General features: G+C 30.9%; 18 protein-coding genes. 1 reads left to right on the forward strand and 17 read right to left on the reverse strand.

Annotated elements, in window-relative coordinates; translation table 11 throughout:
* Window positions 1-53: 53 nt before the first annotated feature.
* The 9 genes from B2S02_RS02860 to B2S02_RS02900 all read right to left on the reverse strand — a co-directional run bounded on the left by B2S02_RS02860 (window position 54) and on the right by B2S02_RS02900 (window position 6,222).
* On the reverse strand, window positions 54-248 hold the full coding sequence (locus B2S02_RS02860; protein ID WP_346846671.1) for a hypothetical protein: 195 nt from the start codon (window positions 246-248) through the stop codon (window positions 54-56).
* A gap of 55 nt (window positions 249-303) precedes the next feature.
* Window positions 304-1,074, reverse strand: coding sequence for an ABC transporter permease (locus B2S02_RS02865; RefSeq protein ID WP_346846670.1), 771 nt, complete (start codon window positions 1,072-1,074; stop codon window positions 304-306).
* The gene (locus B2S02_RS02870; protein ID WP_035135480.1) at window positions 1,068-1,769 is read right to left on the reverse strand and encodes an ABC transporter ATP-binding protein; all 702 of its coding nucleotides are present in this window, start codon (window positions 1,767-1,769) and stop codon (window positions 1,068-1,070) included. Before B2S02_RS02870 ends, B2S02_RS02865 begins: the two co-directional genes overlap by 7 nt.
* A complete protein-coding gene (locus B2S02_RS02875) occupies window positions 1,769-2,137 on the reverse strand; it encodes a GntR family transcriptional regulator (protein WP_035135482.1) in 369 nt (122 codons plus the stop codon). The genes B2S02_RS02870 and B2S02_RS02875 overlap by 1 nt, the downstream gene beginning before the upstream one ends.
* Window positions 2,138-2,303: 166 nt before the next feature.
* Window positions 2,304-2,849 (reverse strand): cyclase family protein, encoded by a 546-nt coding sequence (locus B2S02_RS02880; protein ID WP_346920267.1) that lies wholly within the window; start codon window positions 2,847-2,849, stop codon window positions 2,304-2,306.
* Between the two features lies 1 nt (window position 2,850).
* On the reverse strand, window positions 2,851-3,321 hold the full coding sequence (locus B2S02_RS02885; protein WP_346877184.1) for a MarR family transcriptional regulator: 471 nt from the start codon (window positions 3,319-3,321) through the stop codon (window positions 2,851-2,853).
* A gap of 281 nt (window positions 3,322-3,602) precedes the next feature.
* Window positions 3,603-4,433 (reverse strand): endonuclease VIII, encoded by an 831-nt coding sequence (locus B2S02_RS02890; RefSeq protein ID WP_346920268.1) that lies wholly within the window; start codon window positions 4,431-4,433, stop codon window positions 3,603-3,605.
* A 151-nt stretch (window positions 4,434-4,584) separates the two neighbouring features.
* Window positions 4,585-5,607, reverse strand: a complete 1,023-nt coding sequence (recA, locus tag B2S02_RS02895; RefSeq protein ID WP_346920269.1) for a recombinase RecA — start codon at window positions 5,605-5,607, stop codon at window positions 4,585-4,587.
* Between the two features lie 111 nt (window positions 5,608-5,718).
* On the reverse strand, window positions 5,719-6,222 hold the full coding sequence (locus tag B2S02_RS02900) for a CarD family transcriptional regulator (protein ID WP_346876882.1): 504 nt from the start codon (window positions 6,220-6,222) through the stop codon (window positions 5,719-5,721).
* A 154-nt stretch (window positions 6,223-6,376) separates the two neighbouring features.
* Here B2S02_RS02900 and B2S02_RS02905 point away from each other — a divergent pair, with 154 nt between their 5' ends.
* On the forward strand, window positions 6,377-6,805 hold the full coding sequence (locus B2S02_RS02905) for a MarR family winged helix-turn-helix transcriptional regulator (RefSeq protein WP_346846664.1): 429 nt from the start codon (window positions 6,377-6,379) through the stop codon (window positions 6,803-6,805).
* Between the two features lie 97 nt (window positions 6,806-6,902).
* Here B2S02_RS02905 and B2S02_RS02910 read toward each other — a convergent pair whose 3' ends face one another.
* The 8 genes from B2S02_RS02910 to B2S02_RS02945 all read right to left on the reverse strand — a co-directional run bounded on the left by B2S02_RS02910 (window position 6,903) and on the right by B2S02_RS02945 (window position 16,993).
* Entirely contained in the window at window positions 6,903-7,256 is a 354-nt protein-coding gene (locus B2S02_RS02910; RefSeq protein ID WP_346846663.1) for a hypothetical protein, read from the reverse strand.
* A gap of 282 nt (window positions 7,257-7,538) precedes the next feature.
* Window positions 7,539-8,129: an HDIG domain-containing metalloprotein gene (locus B2S02_RS02915; RefSeq protein WP_346877185.1), complete on the reverse strand. Its 591-nt coding sequence runs from the start codon at window positions 8,127-8,129 to the stop codon at window positions 7,539-7,541.
* 82 nt (window positions 8,130-8,211) lie between these two features.
* On the reverse strand, window positions 8,212-9,867 hold the full coding sequence (locus B2S02_RS02920) for a GH3 auxin-responsive promoter family protein (protein ID WP_346920270.1): 1,656 nt from the start codon (window positions 9,865-9,867) through the stop codon (window positions 8,212-8,214).
* Window positions 9,868-10,012: 145 nt separating this feature from the next.
* Window positions 10,013-11,770 (reverse strand): arginine--tRNA ligase, encoded by a 1,758-nt coding sequence (gene argS, locus B2S02_RS02925; protein ID WP_346920271.1) that lies wholly within the window; start codon window positions 11,768-11,770, stop codon window positions 10,013-10,015.
* Between the two features lie 178 nt (window positions 11,771-11,948).
* A complete protein-coding gene (locus B2S02_RS02930) occupies window positions 11,949-12,290 on the reverse strand; it encodes a hydrogenase maturation nickel metallochaperone HypA (protein WP_346920272.1) in 342 nt (113 codons plus the stop codon).
* 94 nt (window positions 12,291-12,384) lie between these two features.
* The gene (locus B2S02_RS02935) at window positions 12,385-15,075 is read right to left on the reverse strand and encodes an FAD-dependent oxidoreductase (RefSeq protein ID WP_346920273.1); all 2,691 of its coding nucleotides are present in this window, start codon (window positions 15,073-15,075) and stop codon (window positions 12,385-12,387) included.
* Window positions 15,076-15,106: 31 nt separating this feature from the next.
* Window positions 15,107-15,778, reverse strand: coding sequence for a hydrogenase nickel incorporation protein HypB (gene hypB, locus B2S02_RS02940; RefSeq protein WP_346846659.1), 672 nt, complete (start codon window positions 15,776-15,778; stop codon window positions 15,107-15,109).
* Window positions 15,779-16,267: 489 nt separating this feature from the next.
* On the reverse strand, window positions 16,268-16,993 hold the full coding sequence (locus tag B2S02_RS02945; RefSeq protein WP_346920274.1) for an MBL fold metallo-hydrolase: 726 nt from the start codon (window positions 16,991-16,993) through the stop codon (window positions 16,268-16,270).
* Window positions 16,994-17,325 lie beyond the last annotated feature (332 nt).

Below are 17,325 nucleotides of genomic sequence, written 5' to 3' on the forward strand. Positions count from 1 at the left end.
ACTATTGTTCATTAGATTATAGTTCTGTATCATAGTTAAGCAGTTTTAAGAATTTATTCATTTTCATTCCTTTCATCTAAATAAACTGAAAGATATGCTCCTATTCTTCCATTTGGAGCACATTCATCCATAAGGCCGAATTCTGGATCGTAAAATTTTCCATTATAATAAACTACCCAATGACCATAATTAGGAAACCATACTAAAAGAACGCATAGATGCGGTAAATGAATTATTTGTATATACATAAAAATATGCGCCAGTTTAAGTTTATTACTAAAACTGACGCTTTAAATTTTTTTATTATTCTAGATTAAGTTTATTCTTCATAATGTAGTTAGTTATACAGAATAAAATTGTGAAGAAAATTAAACAAACTATAATTCCACAAAGTATTGCATAGTGTGCAGATAGATAAATAAAACTATCACTTGCAACTAATATAGTCATACCTATTCCTATTATTGATTGTTGAGCAATACTTAATATCATAAATCCAGCAAATCCTCCTAATAATTTTTTTGATTTAAACAACTGACCTATAGAAAGTGATGCATAAAGCATCATAATTTGATGAGCTAAAGATACAATTCCAAATATTGTAAATTCTATTATACCGAAAATATTTAATCCAATTTCAGAGTAAATATTTTTAAATTCTCTAATTGCTTCTTTTAATACCCCTGGTTCATAGGCCATTACAAATATAGATGTTGCAGCTATGAAACCACTTATTATAGTCCATACCATAGATACTACTAATTTATTAACTATATTTTGAGAACTTTTTACTGGGATAGTATTCATTAAATATCCTTCATCACCAAATAGGTTTTTATAAAATCTTTGTACAGTTATAAAAAGTGTTCCCACAAAAACTGCCACCATAGTTACGAAATATCCTATCATTGTTATAATGGCAGGAATTCCACCTAAAAAATCCATATTTACCTCAGCCATATTAGTTCCAATAAATATCTTATTAATAATTGAAAATCCAAGCAAAGCTCCATAAAGAGGTAGCATTATTCTGCCTGTAGCCTTAAATTCATATTTTATTAATTTTCTTAGCATCTAAATACCTCCCTAAATAATTCATCTACTGTCTTTCCGCTACTTTCTCTTATTTCATCTACACTTTTTTGTAGCATTATTTCTCCATTTGATATAAAAACAACATCATCGAGAACTTTCTCTATATCTGCTATTAGATGAGTTGAAATTACTACAGTTGCATTTTCGTTATAATTGCTTATTATAGTATTTAAAATATAGTCCCTTGCTGCTGGGTCTACCCCTGCAATAGGCTCATCTAAAAAGTATAACTCTGCTTGCCTACTCATAACTAAAATAAGTTGAACCTTTTCTTTTGTTCCTTTTGATAAGGTCTTAAGCTTAACATTTGATTCAATATTTAACTTGCTTAGCATATCATAGGCTCTCTTTTCATCAAAATCCTCATAGAAGTCTTTGAAAAAATTTATAATATCAGATACCTTCATCCAATCATTAAGATAGGTTCTTTCAGGGAGGTAAGAAACTATTTTTTGAGTTTCTATGCCCTGAGGAAGTCCCGCTATCTTTACTTCTCCCGACGTTGGCTTTAACAACCCATTAGCTAGCTTTATTAAAGTCGTTTTACCACTACCATTAGGACCTAAAAGTCCAACTATTTTACCTTTTTCTAAAGTTAAATTAATACCTTTAAGTGCTTCTTTATTGTCATATTTTTTAACTAATTCCTTACACTGAAAAATTGGTTCACCCATTACTTCATCTCCTTTGCCATTTTCCCTAGAAATTCCATGATATCCTCATTACTAAGTCCTAAACTTTTCATACTCTTAAGAAAATTTACTGCTTGGTCTTTAGCTATATCCAGTTTAATCTCTTTTATCATATCTATATCCTCCGTGATAAATCTTCCACTAGTCCTTTGACTATAAACAAACCCTGACCGTTCTAACTCTGCTAAAGCCTTTTGTATAGTATTAGGATTAACTGATGCCTCTTCAGCAAGCTCTCTTACCGTTGGAAACTTTTGTCCTGGCTTGTATTCTCCTGAAATTATCTTTAGTTTAATCTGCTCAATTAATTGAATATATATAGGCCTTTGGTCCTTAAATTCCCATGCCATCTAATCACCTCTCTTGTATTATTGTGTTGTTGTACTAACATCTTAATACAATAATACAACTTGCAAATATTCTTGTCAATAGTTTTTTACATAAATATCAAAAATAAAATCCAGAGGAAGTTTAATCTTTCTCTGAATTTTAATCTTTACTTTATAATATATAAATTTATATAGTTTCAATCTCAACTTTTATTGCTGTAGCACCTTCTAGTTGAATCCATTTTAAATTCGCCTTGAATTCTGTAGTAACCTTATGTAAATTACATATATTTTCTATAACATAGGATCCTTTATTTTCAACATATTTATCTATTGCTACGTGATCTTTTCCATGTTGTATTCCACTTAGATCAATGCCTATTAATTTTACATTACAGTCTAATAATCTATCTATAAGCTCATTAGTTAAATATGGACTAGGCTTAGAATTAAAATACTCATCACTTCCATATCCATAGGTTTCTAAGTAACCCGTTCTAAATATTACAAAAGAACCTGCTTTAATTGATAAGTTTTCTAATATGTTAACGTCTATAATATCTATTTTCCTAGCATCTATTACCTTAACATCTATTTGTGGTGGTAATTCTATATTGGATAGATTGTAGCAATCTATATGAGTTCCTATATGTTGCCTTTGGTGTGTCGGCTGTGAGTCTCCCCACTTTAATATTTCTGCCGGAATGTTAAAATCTGTTAAGTGTAAATTCATATTATATTTCTCCTTCTGTTTCTATTAGTTCGTCTAAATAACTATTAAATTTAATCAAGAAATTAGTTATAATTTTTTCTTCCTTCTTATCTACATTTTTAAAAAATATCCTATTTCTTGCTTCCCATTGCTTATGCTTTATTTCATGATATTTATATAACTCTTCACCTGACTCCGTTAATTTGAAATATATCTCCTTATCATTATTAGGATTTTTATATTTATCAATAAGATTACTATTAAGAAGCTTTTTAGTTATCTTACTAATAGCACCTCTTGTCATATTCATACTTTGGGATATTTTAGTAACATTAGGATTTTCTATTTTCCCTATTAAATCTATACAGTGTATTTCTGAAACCCCATAATTTTCATATTCACTACCCAAAGCCAACTTACCTAAAATCTCTTCCTTTTCATATATTTCTTTAAAACTTTTCATAATAATATTGATATTATCTACTTTAAACACCTCCATATTGTTTCCTTGTAAACAATACTATCATCTTTTTGTTTCCATGTCAACAATTTTGCACAAGCACTAATTTACTATTATAATTCCATTATTAATATAATTTAATAAAAGAAGCCATAAGCATAATTCTTCTTATAGCTTCTTTTAGGTCATTTTATATATTTTAGTAAAACCTCATCTAATTAAAAGCTCTACTCCTTATTAATTTTTATACTAGCCTTTATATACTTTTTCTATATCTAACTATAAAAGTACATTATTAATTTTATCATATTGAGTTAAAGTAACTGGCAATTCTCACAGTAATAAATGCTACCACCTAAATAATTTTCTTTTTTTATAATTTCACCACAAGAAACACAAGAAGAGCCTACACTATTTTTGCTCATCATAGTTTTATATCCACCATTGTTTCCATATAGATCCTTTTCTGTATCTCTTCCACCAAGTTCTGTCATTTTAGAAAGAACAGTTTTAATGGAAGTATATAAAACTTCCTTATTTTCATCCTTTAATGTATTAATTTTTCGTTTTGGATAAATTTTAGCCTGCCATAATATATCTTGTAGCACTCCATTTCCAAGGCCAGGTATTCGCTGCTCTGTAGCAAGAAATGCTTTTATACTTAGCTTCTGTAAATCCTGTGTGGATATCAGTTTATCAAAATAAGTTTCATTAAATTCATAAGAAAGTGGAGATGGTTTTTCCTTTGTAACCTGATAATAATTATTGGGAAACCCTTCTTTGGTATTAAAACACCATATTCCTCCATACATCTGAATTGATGCACTAACTTCAGATGAATCATTAAACTCTAACAGAAGTTGATGTTTGACCGGACGTTTTTCACCACTGCGCCTATATCTAAATCCTACCCCATCACCAATTAATATTGATGTATTATCAGCACTAATTTCAACCATACCTCCGTAGGCAGTTGCCATATTAATAGTCTTTCCTACAAGTATTTCATGGTATTTTTGTGGATCTCCATGATACCACGCAAACTTATGTGGATTATGAGCAGCAACAACATTCACAATCTTCTTTCCCCTAATTGTATTGTTAATCTGCCCTGCAAGTGTTAAAGCTTCCGGTATCTCAATCATTGTTATCCCTCCAATTATTTAAGACATAGTTTATCTAAATTTAGCTTTTCCAATTATTATTTATTATTCCATTATATACTTATCGTAAAGAAAATAAAAGAAAGAGAATCTCCATAATATGATGATTCTCTTTCTTTTATATTTAAAACATTTATTCATTTTCCTTAGTCTGTTTTACTAATTTAAGATTATATTTTTCTCTTATTATATTTTCTATTTCAAGAGCTATTTCAGGATTTTCTTTTAGATATAACTTAGAATTTTCTCTTCCTTGACCAAGTCTAGCATCTTTATAAGAAAACCAAGCTCCACTTTTTTCAACTATATCTTCCTTAACTGCTATATCAATAAGTGCACCTTCCTTTGAAATTCCTTCGTTGTACATTATATCGAATTCAGCTAGCTTAAAAGGCGGAGCAACCTTATTTTTGGTTACTTTTATCCTTGTTCTACTTCCAAGAATATCTTCCCCTACTTTTATAATATCTATTTTCCTTATATCAAGCCTAACTGATGAATAAAACTTCAGCGCTCTTCCACCTGTTGTTGTTTCAGGATTACCAAACATAATACCTATTTTTTCTCTTAGTTGGTTTATAAATATAACAACACATTTAGATTTATTAATTGATCCAGTTAGTTTTCTTAAGGCTTGTGACATTAACCTTGCCTGCAATCCTATATGAGAATCCCCCATGTCACCTTCTATTTCAGCTTTTGGAACAAGGGCAGCAACAGAGTCAACCACAAGGACATCTAAAGCATTTGATCTTACAAGCGCTTCAGCTATTTCCAGGCCTTGTTCTCCAGTATCAGGTTGAGAAATAATCAGATCATCAGTATTAACACCAAGTTTTTTTGCATAGGATGGATCCAAAGCATGTTCAGCATCGATATACGCCGCTGCACCACCACTTTTTTGAGCTTCTGCCACTATATGTAGTGCTACTGTTGTTTTACCAGAAGATTCTGGTCCATATATCTCCACTATTCTACCCTTTGGAACTCCTCCAACGCCAAGGGCTATATCTAAAGCAAGACATCCTGTTGGGATAGCTTCTATATCCATTGTTGAGGTTCCTCCAAGCTTCATTACGGAACCTTTTCCAAATTGTTTTTCTATATGGTTCATAACTGTTTCTATGGCCATACTTCTATCATTACTTATATTCATTTTTATCAACTACCCTTTCAAAAGCCCTTATAGCTTAAATTATGTCTCACTTTTTTAACTTCTACTGAGTAAAACAGCCCTCTTTAACATACACTTCTATTATGAGCATATTTAGTAGTCATTTTCATTAATTAATCTAGCAACTTTTCTATTTATTACTTCAAAAGTTGTGTTTAATTTGAATGCCAATTCTGTAAACAATATACTTTGAACATTAGATAAAAGTTTGATATCTTGCTGATGAAATTTCCTTCCTTCTGCTTCAATTTTAAGCTTTTTTCTCATTAAAGTACTTATTACCTTAGAGATTTCTTTACGATCTCCATTCTTTACAACCTTAGAATATACTTGATTTCTTTCAGTACTAGCTTCTATCCACTCTACACCTGGTTCCCTAAAGGATTCTAAAAGTTCTTCTGCCTCTTCTTTGTTTACAAGCTGTAACATGGCTACCTTATCACTCTCAACTGGGACACTTATACTTAATGAACTATCGTCCACTGGGTGCAATTTATAGTAATTTCTTTTTTTACCCCCTATTATTTGTTCAAATATGTCATCTACACGGCAAATTCCATGGGCCGAATAAATTATTAATTCTCCAATATTAAACATTTCAATTTCTCCCTTGTTGTACTTTGTCAACTAAGTTGACTAATTTCATTGTACATTAAATTAAACAAATTGTCAATTAAATTGACAATTCTTAATGAATTATGTATATTATTTGTATATTATTTTAGCAAAGATAACGATTGGAGTGAAGCCATTGAATTCTGAATTACAAAACTTACATTTAATTGATTTAATAAGTGAGCGTCACGTTCTACTTCGTAGAATATGTGAAAAATCATGGAATGATAGTAGTGATATACATATTTCAAACTCTGAATGGTATATCATGGCAAGAATATATAATAAAAAACCAACTCTATCTTACGTTACAAAACATGTTGATATCTCTAGACAGGCAACTCATAAATTTGTAAAAAATCTTGAAGCAAAGGGCTTAATTGAAATTACAAATTCAACAAACAATAATAGGGATAAATGTTTGCAGTTGACTCCCTTAGGTGAAGAATGTTATGAGATAAATTTATCTCAAAAGGCAGCCATAGAGCAAACACTATGTGAGAAAATTGGAACTGATAAGGTAGAAATACTTAAAGATATGTTAAAATTAGAATGGGACATATAGCTAATAAAATAGCCTTATGCCTCTGCTAATGTGTTTTTATTATATCTTTAGAATCATAAGGCTATGCAATGACTCTATATTTATCAAAAACTACTGATTATTTTGCATCTTTTGCTTTTGCAAGTTTTGCTGCTGCTCTCTTTTCTGCAAGTAATATTTTTTTCTCTTCCTTTGCAGCTTTTTCAAGTATTTCTTTTTCCTGTTTTTCTTCATTTCTTTTCTCTTCTAGTTCAGCTTTTGACTGCTCTTGCTTTATATACAATTTTTCTAATATACTATTCTGAACTTCCTCATTTGCTGCTTCTAGAAACATTTTAAATGCTTCTGGATATGCGAAGGCTTTTACTCCAAGGTCATCTTGAAATTGCACTAATATCTTATCGCCCTCTACCTCTGTTATAACTCCTGATCCGAATTTAATATGATTAACTTGCTCATTTTTTATATTCATTCTTGACCGTCTCCTCTCTAATTTCAAACTAGTGTTTTAATAATTTTTACTTTCAGCCATTCTTCTTTCATGATATTTTTTCTTTTAAAATATCATTACCTATGGCATAAACCAACGACTCATATCTTTGTAAGAAACCTTATTATAAAAAAACTCAAAACCACCTTCAGATGGTCTTGAGTTTTCATACACACTGACAATATAATAATATCATTTTTACTTTTACTTGTCAAATTTACTTACCCATATGGTTACATAAGTATAAAAATTATCCAATATAATCTACCAATTGTTATATAATTCCATTTCCTTATTAATGAAATCCTCACAAGAACGCATAGCTAGAATTGTTTCTTCAAATAATTTATCTAATTCCCAGTCAAGGATTTCTGCTCCTTGTCTAATTACATCCCTTGAACATCCAGCAGCAAATTTCTTATCTTTGAACTTTTTCTTAAGACTTGAAAGTTCCATATCCATAACACTCCTAGATGGACGCATTCTTGCAGCTGCACCAATCAAACCAGTAAGTTCATCTACCGCAAATAATATTTTTTCCATCTCATGTTCTGGTTTCGGTTGTTCTTCTGCACAAAGTCCATATCCATGGCTAGCTACTGCTCTTATTAATCTTTCATCAAGACCACGTTGTCTCATTATTTCTTGAGTTTTGCTACAATGTTGTTCTGGATACATTTCAAAATCTAAATCATGAAGCAATCCAACTCTAGACCAAAACTCTGCTTCATCTTCATATCCAAGTTTCTTTGCAAAGTAATTCATAACACCTTCTACTGTTAATGCATGCTGAATATGAAATCCTTCTTTATTGTATTCGGTAAGTAGTTCCAACGCTTCCTCTCTTGTTATCATCATAATATCCTCCTATAAAAACTTTATTAATAATATTATATTTTAAGAATATTACAAATACAAATAATATTAAAGAAGTATATCATATCTTATTTCTATTAATAATATTTAATATACTCCTATTATTAGAAATAACCCTTGGAATTTTAATTTGATTTTTTGATATTCCCTTCTTATATAAAGATTCCTTAATTGTATTGAAGGTATTTGGTTGTAAAAGTATTACCTTTACCATAGATAAATTCTTGTTATTTCTAGCTCTATCATAGGCTAAGTTAGAACTTCTAATCTCCTTATCCAAGGTTTCCGCTAATAATTTAATCTTATAATTAGATATACTATTTTTAAATTCAAAGTAAAACGTGTATCTTCCAGGTGTAATTGAGTTATCAGGCATTGTAGTATAGTCTACTAAGTTTAAATTTAATTTTTTTATTGTACTTTTTATAGAATTAGTTAAATGTTCTTCATTAGTTTTTTCAGATACCATATTCAACACTTGATTTTTCCTATATAAAAACTCCACTTCAGGACAATTATTATAAAATCCCACTACCTGAATAACATCACCCATTCTGTATCTATAAAGGCCTGCATAATTAGTAATAACTATTTCATACTTTGTCCCTATTTCTAGCTCTTCTAAACAAAGGGTGTTCTGACTATCTTCTTTTCCTTCCTTTTGTGGAATAAATTCATAAAATGCAGTGTCAGGGATAATTACATATCTTATCTTATTTGCATAAGGATTAATTCCAATCATAGCCTCAGTAGCTGCATAGGCTGGTGAATAAATTGGCAATGAATCAGTATAATAATTTACTTTATCATCATATATAGAAAAGTTTGCTCCAGTTACTGTGGCAATATATGATAAATTAGGCCATACTCTCCTACTTATACCCTTTAATCCTTTTCCAAATTCATACTCTAATTTATCAGCTCTACTAGCATCAGGAGAAAGAAGTGAATTTAACCTTTTTCTAGTGTTTTCATCAATATTCAAAGTATTTCTTATAAATCCTCTCCTTATATCTCTAACTAAATCCTGATGTTTACTTTCTAATATCCTAAATAAATCCAATATATTAGATATAAAAACTCCACTAATATATAAAAGATTAGTTTCTTTTAATGCAAATAGCAGATGAAGATAAAGGGAGGATTCCTTATCTTTTATTTTCATGACTTCTATTGGTGAAGTATATAAGTATGGTAATATAAATCTTATACCATTCATCCCTCCAGAAGTAGCAGAACATATTGGTACTCCTCCTTGGGTATAAGTTGTCATTACTATATCAGCTATCATTAAGCCTCTTCCATAATTCCAATTTTCTCTAAAGTTATCATAATAAAACTTATTGGTAAGTAATGCCATATATTTTGAAGCAAGTTTTCTACTTGTTTTAGTAGATGGAATTAACTTTTGCTTTCCTGTGGTTCCTGATGTATGACCAAAGTATTCTACACCTTCACTTATTAAAATATTCTTTTCACCATTTGACATTCGTCTTATATAATTTTCGTAATAATCATATTGGGTTAATGGAACATGTTTTTTAAAATCATCTATGGAGTTGATATCTCGAAAATTAAACTTAATTCCGATTTCACTTTTGCAATTTTCTCTTAATATTTTCAATAACACTTCTGCATTGACTTTTTTGCAATTACTAGTTTCTTTATCAAACTTCTTTTTAACTAATCCCCCACCTTCAATGGCGATTTTGTACAAGACTTTGCTTATAAAGCTCGTAATAACACACTTCCTAAGTATTTGTATATATCTAATGTATGAAAAAATATAAAATGATGTTACACCTTGATGGAGGCGAATTGCTTTAAATCCCATCCATGACTAAAAAAAGGACTGCAGTATATTACATTTTTTCAACACTTTCCATGCCTAATAAATCTAAGCATTGTTCTAATAAATCTTTAACTAAAGTAATAAGAACTAACCAAGAAATTTTTTTATTTTCATCTTCTTCATATAATATTCTTGTATCATTATAGAATTTATTAAAGTTATTTGATAATTCATAAACGTATTCACATATCTTATGTGGTGCACGTTCTCTAAAGCTCAGCTCAATTACTTCATTAAATTTAATTAATTGTAACATTAGGTTTCTTTCTGTATCACTTTGTGGTTCTAATACATTTTCCGTTAACTCAGATGTGTTAGCTTTATTTAAAATAGATTTAATTCTTACTATTGTATATAAAATATATGGTCCTGTATTTCCCTCAAAGGAAGCAAATCTATCTATATCAAATATATAATCCTTTGAAGCTTGATTTGATAAATCACCATATTTTAAAGCTGCTAAACCTACCTTTGATGAGATTTCTTCAACATCTCCTGCTGATATATTTTTATTACCTTTAAGCTTTTCTTTACCCGCTTCTTTAATTAAATTTATTAAATCTGCAAGCCTCATTACTCCACCTTCACGAGTTTTAAATGGTTTTCCATCTTTTCCATTCATTGTTCCAAAGCCTATAAAATCTAATTCTACATTCTCACCTGCAATTCCAGATTTTTTAGCTGCTCTAAAGAATTGCTCATAGTGAAGTCCTTGTCTTTTATCAGCTAAGTATATTATTTCATCAGCCTCATAGTTTCTAACTCTCTCTACAACTGTAGCCAAATCAGTTGTTCCATATAGTGATGCTCCATCTGATTTCAATAATAGTAATGGTGGAAGTACACTCTTATCCTCTTCCTTACTTACATCAATAACTAAGGCCCCTTCACTTTCATAGCAATATCCATTATCCTTTAAATATTTTATCATATCCGGAATAAACTTTTGTGCATCGCTTTCACCATTCCATAATTCAAAGTCAACATTTAATGCACCATAATTTTTCTTTAAATCATTAACAGAAACATTTAATATGTGTTTCCATAATGCTAGATATCCTTTTCTACCTTGTTGAAGCTCAACGGTAGCTTGTTTTGCTGCATTCATAACTTTTTCATCATTTTTAGCAAGGCTACTAGCATAAGGATATATTTCTTCTAATTCATCTATTGTGAATGGAGCTTCTTTTGGATACTTTCCAGTAAAACCTTCATTAAAATAAGGTAATTTGGGATTACGTCTTTCAACTTCAGAGATAACCATACCCATTTGAAGACCCCAATCACCTAAGTGAACATCTCCAATTACATCATGACCTATAAACTTAGCAATTCTTTTTATACTTTCTCCAATTATTGCTGATCTTAAATGACCTATATGTAAGGGCTTTGCAACATTTGCTCCACCATAATCTACAAATATTTTTTTAACTTTTGTAGCAGATGAAGTTCCAAACTTTTCATCATTATTCATCTTATTTACATAGTCAATTATTAATTTATCATTAACCGTTATATTAATAAACCCAGGTCCTGCAATTTCTAATTTAGAGAAAAACTTATTTTCTTTCAATTTTTCAACAACTTCTTGCGCTATGACACTGGGTGCCTTTTTGTATTTCTTAGCATTAGCTAAAGCACCATTGCATTGATACTGACATAAATCTGGTCTATTAGATACAGTTACCTTTCCTGATTCTTTATCATATCCTAGCTCTTCAAAAGTACTTTTTACTACATCACTTATTTCATCAATAAATATCTTCACACTATACCTCCTATTTTCTTACTAAATATAAATCTATGGTGTCATAAACATTTAAAACATTGCCATTTATAATAAATGCTAGTATCCTCATTAAATGTTAATCGCTTGTCCATATTATGCCCCTAGTAAAATATCTTATACGTATTTCTATCTCATCTCTTATCTTTTAAGTCTTACCTTAAAAAGCAACTATTTCCTTTATCATAAACTCTTTTCCACATAATAGCTCCCATTCTTCACTTGTACAGCTTGGACACTTACTACTATTCTCAATGATATTAAAAACTTTTCTACATTTTCTACAGATTGCATTACCTGGTAATATTTCAATCTTTAATTTTGTGTCCTGTAATCTTGTACCATCTACTGCTACTGGATAACAAGATTCAATATATTTAGGAATCATTGAAGAAAGTTCTCCAATTTGTAAAACTATTGTATCTATTTTCTTTAATCCATTCTTTTCTGCGAAATTTTCAACAGTTTTAACCACTTCAATTACTACACCTAATTCATGCATTAAAATCACCCTTCTAATCTAGGTAAAAAGGTGGAGGCAACTATATGTTCCCTCACCTTTTCTCCTGTAATATGTCAATTATTTCGTTTTATTTTTAAGAATCTTTTGTGAATAACTTTTTAATCTTTCTAGCTGTGATTACACCTTTACGCTTAATTATATTTTTAACAATTATAGGTTTAAGCTTTTCAAGTGGTACACTTTGTGCATCATATTTTCTAAAAAGTGTAATAGCATCAAACTTACATCTAGTAGTACATGCACCACAGCCTATACATTGATATTCATCTGTAATTGTAGCACCACAGCCAAGGCAACGTTCTGTTTCCTTCATCACTTGCTCTTCAGTAAATGTAGGGCGTAAATCCTTAAAAGTTTCTTTTGATCTCGTTCCATCTACATGGTCTACTTTCTGCCTTGGTATGCGGTCATATCCTTGTAATGTTAAGTTTTCTTTATCAAGTGCAGAGTACTGTCTTCTATCTCTTCCAAGAACTAAGCTCTGTCCAGGTTGAACATAGCGATGAATTGAAATTGCACCTTCTTTACCCAAAGCAATGGCATCAATAGCAAACTTAGGACCTGTTAATACATCCCCACCAGCAAATACATCTGGCTCCCCTGTCTGTAGAGTGAAGGAATCTGCTTTCACTGTTTTGTTTGGATTCAATTCTATTTTGCTGTCTTCTAGTAATCTACCCCAATCCATTCCTTGACCTACTGAAATTAGAACATGATTTGCCTTCACAATCTTAGTGATCTCTTCATCAAATATAGGACTAAATTTCCCATTATCATCAAAAACTGAAAGACACTTTTTAAATTCTATGCCTATAACTTTCCCATTTTCTTCAAGGATTCGCTTTGGACCCCAAGAATTGTTAACTTCAATGCTTTCTGATAATGCTTCTTCAATTTCTTCTTCAAGGGCTGGCATTTCCTCTCGACTTTCAAGACAGAACATGTTAACCTTTGAAGCTCCAACTCTTGTAGCTGTTCTTGCAACATCAATAGCAACGTTACCGCCACCAATTACAACCACGTCTCCTTCAAGGTTTACCTCATTACCCAAGTTTACATTACGCAAGAAATCAACCCCTGTAATAACCCCTTCTGAATCTTCACCCTGGATACCAAGGTTTCTGCCTAACTGGGCACCGATTGCAATATAGAATGCTTCATATCCTTGACCTCTTAAGTATTTAAGACTTATGTCTTTACCTACTTCAATACCAGTTTTAAATTCTACTCCTAGTTCTCTTAAAATATCTATTTCTGCATTTATAACTTCTTTTTCTAATCTATAAGAAGGAATACCAAGGGTAAGCATACCACCAAGTACCTTTTGCTTTTCAAATACCGTTACCTTATAACCATCAAGAGCTAAATAAAAAGCACAAGAGAGACCTGAAGGACCAGCACCTATAACTGCAATTTTATTACCGTATTCATGTCTTAATTTTGGTACATAACGAGTATCCATTTTTAAATCTTGTTCAGCAATGAATTTTTTGATTTCATCTATAGCGACTGGTTCATCAATATCGCCTCTAGTACAAGCAGATTCGCATTTTCTTGGACAAATACGTCCGCATACTGCTGGAAATGGATTTTCATTCTTAATAAGTTCAAGCGCTTCTTTATATCTTCCTTGAGATGCTAGCTTAACATAGCCTTGAACAGAAATATGTGCTGGACATTGTGTTTTACAAGGACTTGTACCTGTATCAACAACATTTTTCTTGTTGATACGATGATCTACATTCCATTTATCTGGACCCCACTCTGTATTGTGGGCAAAGTCAACTCTCTTCTTCTCAATAATTGGTGTTTTAGCACATAATTTTTGACCTAATTTCAATGCATTAACTGGACAAACTTGAACACACTCTCCACAACCAACACATTTGTCTTTATCAACTCTTGATACATAATTTGAACGCACCATATCATTATTTAAGAACATTCCTGCAATTCTCGTAGCGTAACATGAACAGCCGCAACAGTTACAAATGGCATGAGTTTTTCCTGGACCATCTGCATTTGGCATTTGGTGCATTAAACCATTTTCTTCGGCTCTTTTAATGATTTCAAAAGCTTCTTCGCGGGTAATTGCTCTACCTCTTCCTGTTCGGATATAGTATTCAGCAGCATGACCAAGCTGAATACACATATCTTCCTTCAAGTGGCCGCAACCTTCTCCCATAGCTTCTCTTGATGTACGACAAGAACAATCCGAAACGGAGAAAACAGTATTTTCATTGAGATATTTAGAAACTTCCTCATAGGATGCTCTTTTTGTTTCACCTTGAATTGATGTTTCTATAGGAATAACACGCATAGGACCTGTTCCAACTGGAAAAATGCCTGCTGTTATAGGTGCTTTTTTTCTTCCATAGGCCTCAAAAGCCTCGGCAATTTGCTTATAATTCTCAACACTTTCCTTATGCGGGTGGTTAACTATCATTTCCATGTGTCCTGGAACCCAAATCTCAAACCAATACTTATCAATGCCATCTTCTTTACCAACGAAGCAAACACCAGCAAGGGCTAGTTCCCATAGAATTCTCTTTGTTTCCTCTAAAGATTTTCCACATAAAGCAGCAACTTCTTCTGCGCTCTTTGGTTTACGGAATTCAACGCAAAGTCCTACTTCTGCCATTTCTTCTGTAACAACTGGTTCCAAAATTTTATATTCTGGATCTTTAGGCTTTATTTCATTTTTCGAACCAGGCTTTATCTTACTTATATGATTGGCAAGTTCTAATACTTTTACTTTTACCATACCCATTCCCCCAATAATTTTTCAATATACCCTATTTTTTATTCCAATCTTTTACTTCATTACGTATCCAGTTAACCCAGTCATCAATTCCCTCACCAGTTCTAGCAGAGATTGGGATGACCTTAATATTGGGATTCAATTTTTTCACACGCTCTTTCACTGCTTCTAAATCAAAGTCAAAATAATCTATTGCATCTATCTTGTTAATTAATAAAACATCAACAATGGAAAACATTAAAGGATATTTTAAGGGCTTGTCATCTCCCTCTGGTATACTTAGTATCATTGCATTTTTTGATGCACCAGTATCAAATTCTGCTGGGCATACTAAGTTTCCTACATTTTCTAATATTACAAAATCAATATCTTCTGTTCCCAATCCATTTAGTCCTTGTTTAGTCATATCTGCATCCAGATGGCACATGCCACCGGTATGCAATTGTATTACCTTTGCACCAGTCTTTGAAACAGTATTAGCATCCACATCTGAGTCAATATCAGCTTCTAAGACCCCAATACTCATTTCATCTTTTAAAGCTTCAATTGTTCTTAAAACAGTTGTTGTTTTCCCTGACCCTGGTGATGACATTAAATTTAACAAAAAAGTCTTATCTTTTTTTAAATCTTCTCTAAGTAGTTCTGCTTGTTTATCATTGTTTTCGAAAACATTTTGCTTAATCTCGATAACTTTATACATATCCATACTATTTTACACCCCCATTTAATTTTTCTTTTTTACATTAAAACATAAAAAATATTACTTACAATAAAATTGTATCATGTAATCCATATTAATGAAATATATTCCCATATATGCTTTAATATGATATATCTTACTATATACTATCTGTTATTTTCTCTTTGATTATTTAAAAATTTTGTAGCATGATTACTACCAAAACTTTGAACATTTTATCTCCGTGGACTATTGACGATATTTCACCATGGTTATGGTTGGCTCGCATATATGTAAAACCTACTTTTCTATATAATTTATATCTTCACTGATAATTCAATCATTCATATTACTATCTCTCTCATGTGTTAATACTCCTTTGCAAAGTTCCTATTCATATATTATCTTAATCATCTAAAATTCTCTTTTAATACTAATATATATTCAATTTCAACTCACCACTTAAACTAACAAAAAAATCGCACCTACTTATGGTACGATTCCTCTCTTTATGTCTCAACTTAACTTTTTTAATTCTTCCATTAAATATGAAATTGCTTCTTCCTTTGTTCCAGGTTTATCATGTCCCAGAACATAAGTATTAAAATCAATTTCTTTAATTAGCTTAATAAAACACCCTAACTTATCCTTATCATATTGGCCATTATTATCATAGTGATCTTCACAATCTGCATCACCAATAAACACCACTTTTTCTTCGGGTACATAAATCGATACCGAATCTTCTGAATGAGGTGCTTCAATTTCAGTTATTTCGCAATAAATTCCACCCAAATCAATTTTTAAACTTCCGCTAAATTCTATATTTGCAGAAGTTACTTTTATATCTTGTCTGTTTGAATACTCTAATTTAATACATTTGTCACACATTTCAATATCTTTACCTGTTTCAAGTCTACTTTTCATATCATCATCAGACCATTGCCATGTTGCAACTTCTTTCAATTTTTTATTTGTCAATTGTCCAGCAATTGTCTTTCCTACTACTGAATGCATGCCAAATGTATGATCCCAATGCCAATGGGTAATCACTGTATAATCTGGTAAGTTCAAACCTGCATTATTTAATTCACAATAAAATTTTTCTACATGTTTAGATGAATTACCTGCATCGATAGCCAATGAATATTTATCTCCTTTGATATATCCAATAACTGGTCTATCAGTTTCTTCTTCTGCAGGTAAGTAATAAATTCTATTAGATATTTTTTTTAATTCCATAAACTAACTTCCTCTTCTTTCTTACTTATTAAAAAGTACTTTATATTTAGTTAGGTATAATAGCAGTTGAGGCATATCTACGTGTAATTAATATAAATAAGCTTTAATTATCTTATTTGAAATTTATGATATACATACTTACATTTTATAGCATAATATCCACACGAACAATATTATTTATATGTTTATTTTCTTATCTCCTAAGTTTAAAACATACCTCAATATTTTATGTTCTATAAATAACAGCAGGTATAGTCTTATTATCAGTTGTCAATCACATCATCAAAGTTTGAATAAGTAGTTTATTGAAATTGCATGTACGAGCCGTTGTG

Origin of the sequence: Clostridium sp. UBA7339 (assembly GCF_002470865.1) — a bacterium.
Lineage (GTDB): Bacteria > Bacillota > Clostridia > Clostridiales > Clostridiaceae > Clostridium_J > Clostridium_J sulfidigenes.